Consider the following 6245-nt stretch of genomic DNA (forward strand, 5'->3'; position numbering starts at 1 on the left):
CTGCCTGCGGGTGAGCGAAACACCGGCCGCCCGACCTGGCCGGCCTCACTCCCTGTCGAGAGCTGTCAGGAGGCGCATCGATTTCCGGTTTGCATGGGGCGACATCCGACCTATATCAGGTCACCTTTTCCAGCCGGCCATATTTCAGCATGTCATCCATCATCTCGATCTCCGGTGTCACGAAAACCTATGCCACCGGTTTCAAGGCGCTGAAGGAAATCAATCTCGACATCGAGCGCGGCGAGATCTTCGCGCTGCTCGGGCCGAACGGCGCCGGCAAGACGACGCTGATCTCGATCGTCTGCGGCATCGTCAACCGCTCCTCGGGCAGCGTCACCGTCGATGGCCACGACATCGGCAAGGATTACCGCGCCGCCCGCGCCTTGATCGGGCTGGTGCCGCAGGAGCTGACCATCGACGCCTTCGAAAGCGTCTGGCGCACCGTCAACTACAGCCGCGGGCTGTTCGGCAAGCCGGCCAATCCCGATTTTGTCGAAAAGGTGCTGCGCGATCTGTCGCTGTGGGACAAGAAGGAATCCAAGGCGATTACGCTGTCCGGCGGCATGAAGCGCCGGCTGATGATCGCCAAGGCGCTGGCGCACGAGCCGCGCGTGCTGTTCCTCGACGAGCCGACCGCCGGCGTCGACGTCGAATTGCGCCAGGACATGTGGGCGATGGTGCGGCGGCTGCGCGAGGACGGCGTCACCATCATCCTCACCACCCATTATATCGAAGAGGCCGAGGCGATGGCCGACCGCGTCGGCGTCATCAACAAGGGTGAGATCATCCTGGTCGAGGGCAAGGCCGAGCTGATGCGCAAGCTTGGCCGCAAGCAGATGAAGCTGGAACTGCGCGCGCCGCTCAGCACGATTCCCGACGGGCTGTCGCGCTATGCGCTGGAGCTTTCGCCAGACGGCAACCAGCTCACCTACACCTATGACAACCAGAGCGATCGGCCGGGGGTCGCCTCGCTGATCCGCGACCTCGAGGCAGCCGGCATCCAGTTCCGCGACCTCGACACCAAGAACAGCTCGCTCGAAGAGATCTTCGTCAGTCTTCTGAGGCAAGAGCCATGAACCTGCGCGCTGCCCCTAATTTTCGTGCGGTATGGGCGATCTACCGGGTGGAGATGGCGCGTGCCTTCCGCACGGTGCTGCAAAGCATCATCTCGCCGGTCATCTCGACATCGCTCTATTTCGTGGTTTTCGGCTCGGCCATCGGCTCGCGCATCAACGAGATCGACGGCATCCCCTACGGCGCCTTCATCGTGCCCGGGCTGATCATGCTGTCGCTGTTGACGCAGTCGATCTCGAATGCGTCCTTCGCCATCTATTTCCCGAAATTCGTCGGTTCGATCTACGAGCTGTTGTCGGCGCCTGTCTCTTATCTCGAAATCATCATCGCCTATGTCGGGGGCGCCGCGACCAAGTCGATCATGCTCGGCCTGATCATCCTGGGCACGGCAGCGCTGTTCGTGCCGCTGAGGATCGAGCATCCGTTGTGGATGGTCGCCTTCCTGGTGCTGACGGCGGTGACCTTCAGCCTGTTCGGCTTCATCATCGGCATCTGGGCAAAGACCTTCGAGCAATTGCAGCTGGTGCCGCTGTTGATCGTCACGCCGTTGACCTTCCTCGGCGGCAGCTTCTACTCGATCCATATGCTGCCCGGCATCTGGAAGACGATCACGCTGTTCAACCCCGTCGTCTACCTGATCAGCGGGTTCCGCTGGAGCTTTTACGGCAAGGCCGACGTTTCGGTCGGCGTCAGCCTCGCCATGACGCTGGTGTTCCTGGCCATCTGCATTGCAATCGTCGCCTGGATTTTCAAGACCGGCTACCGGCTGAGGAACTGATCGCGCAAGCCTGGCGCTGCGAGCCTAGTGCTGCGAGATACTACCGCTGCCGCGCACTTCGGATCGCCGCATCGTCGGATGTCCGTAGATATCGACGTCGCCACTGCCGGAAATCAGCACATCGGCATCCGCCTGCGCCGTGATCTCGGCATCGCCGCTGCCGCGGATATCGACCTTCGCGGATTGGGCGGTCAGATCCTTGAGGCGTCCGCTGCCTGAGCCGGAGATCCTGAGATCGACGGTCTTGGCGGTACCCGTTGCGGTAACCCCGCCACTGCCGCGAATATCCAGCCGCAGGTCGGGCTGATTGATCTGGTTCAGGTCAAGGTCGCCGCTACCCAGTATTTTCCAGTCCGTTATGGCCGGCGCCGACAGGACGACATCGAGCTTGGAGTCGAACCAACCCGGATCGCAGTCCAGGCTGAGCTTGCTGCCTGTCATCTGGACATGGTCGACCAGGACCGAATCGCCGCTGACCACGGCCTCAGCCTTGTCTCCCGGCTGGTAGCGCACCGAAGCCGGCACGGCGACGGTGAAACTGTCGGCGGCGGTGAAGGGCAGCGTGACCTCCTTTGTCGTGGCGGTGGGCTTTCCACAGGTGGATTCCGCGCCGATCCATGAGCCGCCGGCGTAGACCCAGTTCGGTCCGGACAGGCCGATGCCCAAAGCCAGAAAGACGGCGGCGGCCGCCAGTCCAGCCGTTGCTGCGAATGCCAGTTTTCCACTCATGATCTGGTTCTCCGTCAACGTGATGATGATTGGGCTCAGACGCGGTTGCGGTCCGACTGCGTCAATCGCGAATGCATCCGGGCGTAGCGACCGAGGACCCGGATGCCGGCGCCTTGGCCCAGCAATAGAAAGGCGCCGCCGCCGATGAAAAAGCTGACCAGCCCGGCGCCGATGAAGATACGGCCGAGCGTCGCCGTGAGCGTGCCACCTTGATCGAACAACAGGGTGGTGATGATGATTTTGATGCCCAGCGCGCCGACGGCGACAAGCGTGATGCCAAGGCCAATGCCAAGGATGACTGCGGTCAAGAGCAGCGGCAGCAGGAAGACGAGATCGACGAAGGCAAGGCCGGCAAGCGCCAGCGTCGCGGACAACATGTTGGAGACGCTGCCATGGGATTCGAAGCGGCGCAGGCCGGCTTCGGCGCGCAGCTCGCGGGCAAGCCTGGCCGGGTCGCCCAAGGCGGTGGCGACCTCCGCTTCGCCGCGGCCCGATGCGTCGGCGAAATGGGCGGCGTAGTCGCCGACAATGTCGTCGATCTCGTGCGCCGGCAGGCCGGCCAGGCCCTGCCGCAGCGTCTGCAGGAAGGCGTCCTTGTTCATGGCAGATCCTCGAGAAGTTTGTCGATTGCACCCACAAGGGAGCGCCAGTCGCGGCGATGCGCTTCGAAAGCCCTCTCGCCCAGCGGCGTGAGCCGGTAATATTTGCGGGGCGGTCCGTTGCTCGATTCCACGATGCGCGTGGCGACCAGGCCGTCATTCTGCATGCGGCGCATCAAGGGATAGATCGTGCCTTCCCCCATGCCGACCGCGGCGACCAGCTGGCTGGCGATCTCGTAGCCATAGCTTTCGCCGCGCGACAGCACGGCCAGGACACACAGATCGAGCGCGCCCTTTCGCAATTGCACCTGGATCGAGTCGGTCATGCCAGCTTCCGGTTCACCGGATAGCGTGGCTCCCGGTTTATAAAACAGATATAGCAAGCTACCTGTTTATGCAAGGTACCAGTTGATGCAGTTTACCGAGAAGAGTCGGCGGGCGCTGCCAGCCTGGTCATTCGATCAGCGGAAAGCGGATTTGCGACGCGCCGCAGGCACCTGCTGGTTCAGATCGCTTTCATCAGCCGCAGCAGCCCGAGCATCTCCACAAAAGTCCCTTTGCGGAAGGCGATGTAGGTCGGCTCCTCGACGCCGTGGAAGCGGCGTTTGAAGGCGGCCTGGCCCTGCAGGTTGAAGCGCGAGCGGTTGACCCAGGGCGAGTTGTAAGCGCGCTGGAAGGCGCCGCGCCAGAAACCCGATTCGGCAAAGCCGCTGGGTTCGATGTCGAGCAGCGGCGACAGGCCGAGCGTGACCAGGGGAATGCCTTCCTCGCGGAAGCGGTCGACGGCGAATTTGGTCAGGCCGATTTCGGCATGCGGCGTCGCATCGACCTGCTTGCGCTTGAAGGAGGTGGTGTAGCCGACGACCTTGCCGTCGCGAAACATCGGGTCGAAATCGAGGATGGCCAGCAGCCGTGCCTCAGGGCTGTGCAGGAGGAAACGGCGCATGTCGGCGCCGAGCTGGTCGGCAAAGCGACGGTTGAGGAAATCCATCTCCCAGCGCTTGACTATACGCTCGCTGCGCCAGTCGGCGGAAAGCTGCTTGATCTCGTCGAGCAGCGTGTCGCCCCTGTCCTCCGAAAGGATAAAACCCTTCTTCATCAGCCAGCGTTCGGAATAGCGCACGGTCTCGTTGCGCTTGCCGGAAAAATCATGCGCCGGCAGATGCAGTCTGGTGTCGACCCCAAGGCGATTGACCTGATAGCCGAGCCCGGCCAGCACCTGGGCCGTGTCGGCGCCGACCTGGACGAACCAGGGGCTGCCGGCGGCCTCGACGAAGCGTTTGATATAGGCCGGGCGGGCGGTCGGATCGGCCACAGGGTCGCCCAGCGCGAAATGGTGGCTCATCTTGGTGCCGAAGGCGATGTAGCCGTCGCCATCGCTGAAATAGGACAGCTTCTGCTGCGCGGCCGTGGAATAAGCGAGCGAGAAATCGCCGTAACGGCGCACCAGCTCCAGGCGTTCGGCATCGCTCAATGCGCGCCGCGGAACCTTTGCCGCCGCGGCCTCGAGAAGCCTGTCGAAATAGATGCGCAGGGGCGCCATGAGTTCCGCGTGTCGAGAAGTGAAAGACCTGCGGCCAAAAAGGCCACGAATCGCCGACGCGACCGACGCCGGTCGCGTCGCGCCAGCGCGATATAGGATGCAATCGGTGGCGATTGAAGGGCAAATGTCCGAAGCGCCGCCATCTCAGGACGAGTGTTCCGACGGGGCCGCCTTGATTTTCCATATGGTGTTATATATCAAGTTATGCACTTGAGAGAATAGGCCATGGAAGATGTCATTCGGTCCTTCGGTTATCTCAGCCTTGGCAGCAGGTTGAAACGCCTGGGCGAACAATTGCAGGCGGATGCGCAGCGCGTACTCGACCGCCTGGACGTGCCTATCCAGTCAAGCCAGTATCCCTTGCTTGCCGCGCTCGACAGGCTGGGCCCATTGCCGGTCGGCGAACTGGCGCTGTCGCTCGGCATCGCCCAGCCCGGGGTGACGCGAAGCGTCGCGCTGCTTGGCGAGTTGGGACTGGTCGAGGTCAGCCCTTCGGACGACGACCAGCGGCGCCGGATCGTCTCGCTTTCCCGGAACGGCCGGCGGCTGGTCGATGCCGCGAAACGCGACGTCTGGCCACAGATCGAGAACGCCGTCGCGCAATTGTGCGCGAACCTTTCCGGGCCGCTTCTCAGTCAGCTCGCCACCATCGAGGACCGGCTGGCCGCAACGTCGCTCGACCGCCGCGCCGAAAAAGTGGCAACGCCGTGAGCCACATCCTCAATCGTCCCGTTTGGAGCGCGCTGGCGACACGCCATCAGGCCTTCGCCGAGGGCAGGACGCTGGCGCGTCGCTACCGGCCCACGATTATTCCGTTCGCCGCCACGGCAACGGATGACGCGGAGAGCCTGCAGGCGCTGGCAAAGCTTGTCTCCGTGGGCGAGACTGTCGTCCTGGCCCAGGCCGATCCAATCGCCCTGCCGCGGGAGCTTGTCGCGGTGTCGACCGCCGATGCCGTGCAGATGGTTGCCGAGCAGCCCTTGCAGGCTGTCTCCGACCCGCGCGTCGAACAGCTGACACGGCGGGATGCGGCCGAGATGCTCGCTCTCGCCTCGCTCACCCGGCCGGGCCCGTTCACGCTCGAAGCCTTGAGTCTCGGTGACTTCTGGGGTGTGAAGATCGATGGCAGGCTGGCCGCGATGGCCGGCGAGCGCATGAAACAGCCTGGCTATTCGGAACTGAGCGGCGTCTGCTCGCATCCCGATTTTCGCGGTGGCGGCCTCGGCCGGCTTTTGTCGCTGTTCGTGGCGAACCGCATCATGGCGCGTGGCGAGACCCCTTATTTGCACGCCTTTGCCAGCAATGTCGCGGCGACAGGCTTGTACGAGTCGATAGGCTTCCGGTTGCGCAGCGCGATGAACATCGCCGTGGTCCAGCGGGCCGGGTGAGTGCTCGGCAGCGGCGCCTCGTCATCCACGGGCGGAGCAAGGAGCGATAGCGACGCAGCGCAGACCCGAGGATCCTGTGTGTTGGTCCCATGCTATGTTTGAAGTGGGAAGGAGACCGAGAGGATCCTGGTCGT

8 protein-coding genes are annotated in these 6245 nt (G+C 63.4%); 4 read left to right on the forward strand and 4 right to left on the reverse strand.

The window, feature by feature from the left end; genetic code table 11:
- The first annotated feature begins 149 nt into the window (after window positions 1–149).
- Together AB6802_RS04175 and AB6802_RS04180 are read left to right on the forward strand one after the other, a co-directional pair.
- Entirely contained in the window at window positions 150–1076 is a 927-nt protein-coding gene (locus AB6802_RS04175) for an ABC transporter ATP-binding protein (protein ID WP_371008745.1), read from the forward strand.
- Window positions 1073–1852 (forward strand): ABC transporter permease, encoded by a 780-nt coding sequence (locus AB6802_RS04180; protein ID WP_371008746.1) that lies wholly within the window; start codon window positions 1073–1075, stop codon window positions 1850–1852. The genes AB6802_RS04175 and AB6802_RS04180 overlap by 4 nt, the downstream gene beginning before the upstream one ends.
- A 24-nt stretch (window positions 1853–1876) precedes the next feature.
- On the opposite strand, the gene AB6802_RS04185 is transcribed toward AB6802_RS04180, so the two are convergent.
- From AB6802_RS04185 to AB6802_RS04200, 4 genes are all read right to left on the reverse strand, one after another.
- Window positions 1877–2581 (reverse strand): GIN domain-containing protein, encoded by a 705-nt coding sequence (locus tag AB6802_RS04185; RefSeq protein WP_371008747.1) that lies wholly within the window; start codon window positions 2579–2581, stop codon window positions 1877–1879.
- A gap of 35 nt (window positions 2582–2616) precedes the next feature.
- On the reverse strand, window positions 2617–3183 hold the full coding sequence (locus AB6802_RS04190) for a DUF1700 domain-containing protein (protein WP_371008748.1): 567 nt from the start codon (window positions 3181–3183) through the stop codon (window positions 2617–2619).
- Window positions 3180–3506: a PadR family transcriptional regulator gene (locus tag AB6802_RS04195; RefSeq protein WP_371008749.1), complete on the reverse strand. Its 327-nt coding sequence runs from the start codon at window positions 3504–3506 to the stop codon at window positions 3180–3182. Before AB6802_RS04195 ends, AB6802_RS04190 begins: the two co-directional genes overlap by 4 nt.
- 179 nt (window positions 3507–3685) lie before the next feature.
- Window positions 3686–4723, reverse strand: coding sequence for a phosphatidylglycerol lysyltransferase domain-containing protein (locus tag AB6802_RS04200; RefSeq protein WP_371008750.1), 1038 nt, complete (start codon window positions 4721–4723; stop codon window positions 3686–3688).
- Window positions 4724–4948: 225 nt separating this feature from the next.
- Between AB6802_RS04200 and AB6802_RS04205 the strand changes: the two genes are divergently transcribed.
- Window positions 4949–5434 carry a MarR family winged helix-turn-helix transcriptional regulator gene (locus AB6802_RS04205; protein ID WP_371008751.1) on the forward strand — a complete coding sequence of 162 codons (486 nt, stop codon included), beginning with the start codon at window positions 4949–4951 and terminating at the stop codon, window positions 5432–5434.
- Window positions 5431–6111: a GNAT family N-acetyltransferase gene (locus AB6802_RS04210; RefSeq protein ID WP_371008752.1), complete on the forward strand. Its 681-nt coding sequence runs from the start codon at window positions 5431–5433 to the stop codon at window positions 6109–6111. Before AB6802_RS04205 ends, AB6802_RS04210 begins: the two co-directional genes overlap by 4 nt.
- Window positions 6112–6245 lie beyond the last annotated feature (134 nt).

The organism is Mesorhizobium sp. RCC_202 (assembly GCF_041355295.1).
Lineage (GTDB): Bacteria > Pseudomonadota > Alphaproteobacteria > Rhizobiales > Rhizobiaceae > Mesorhizobium.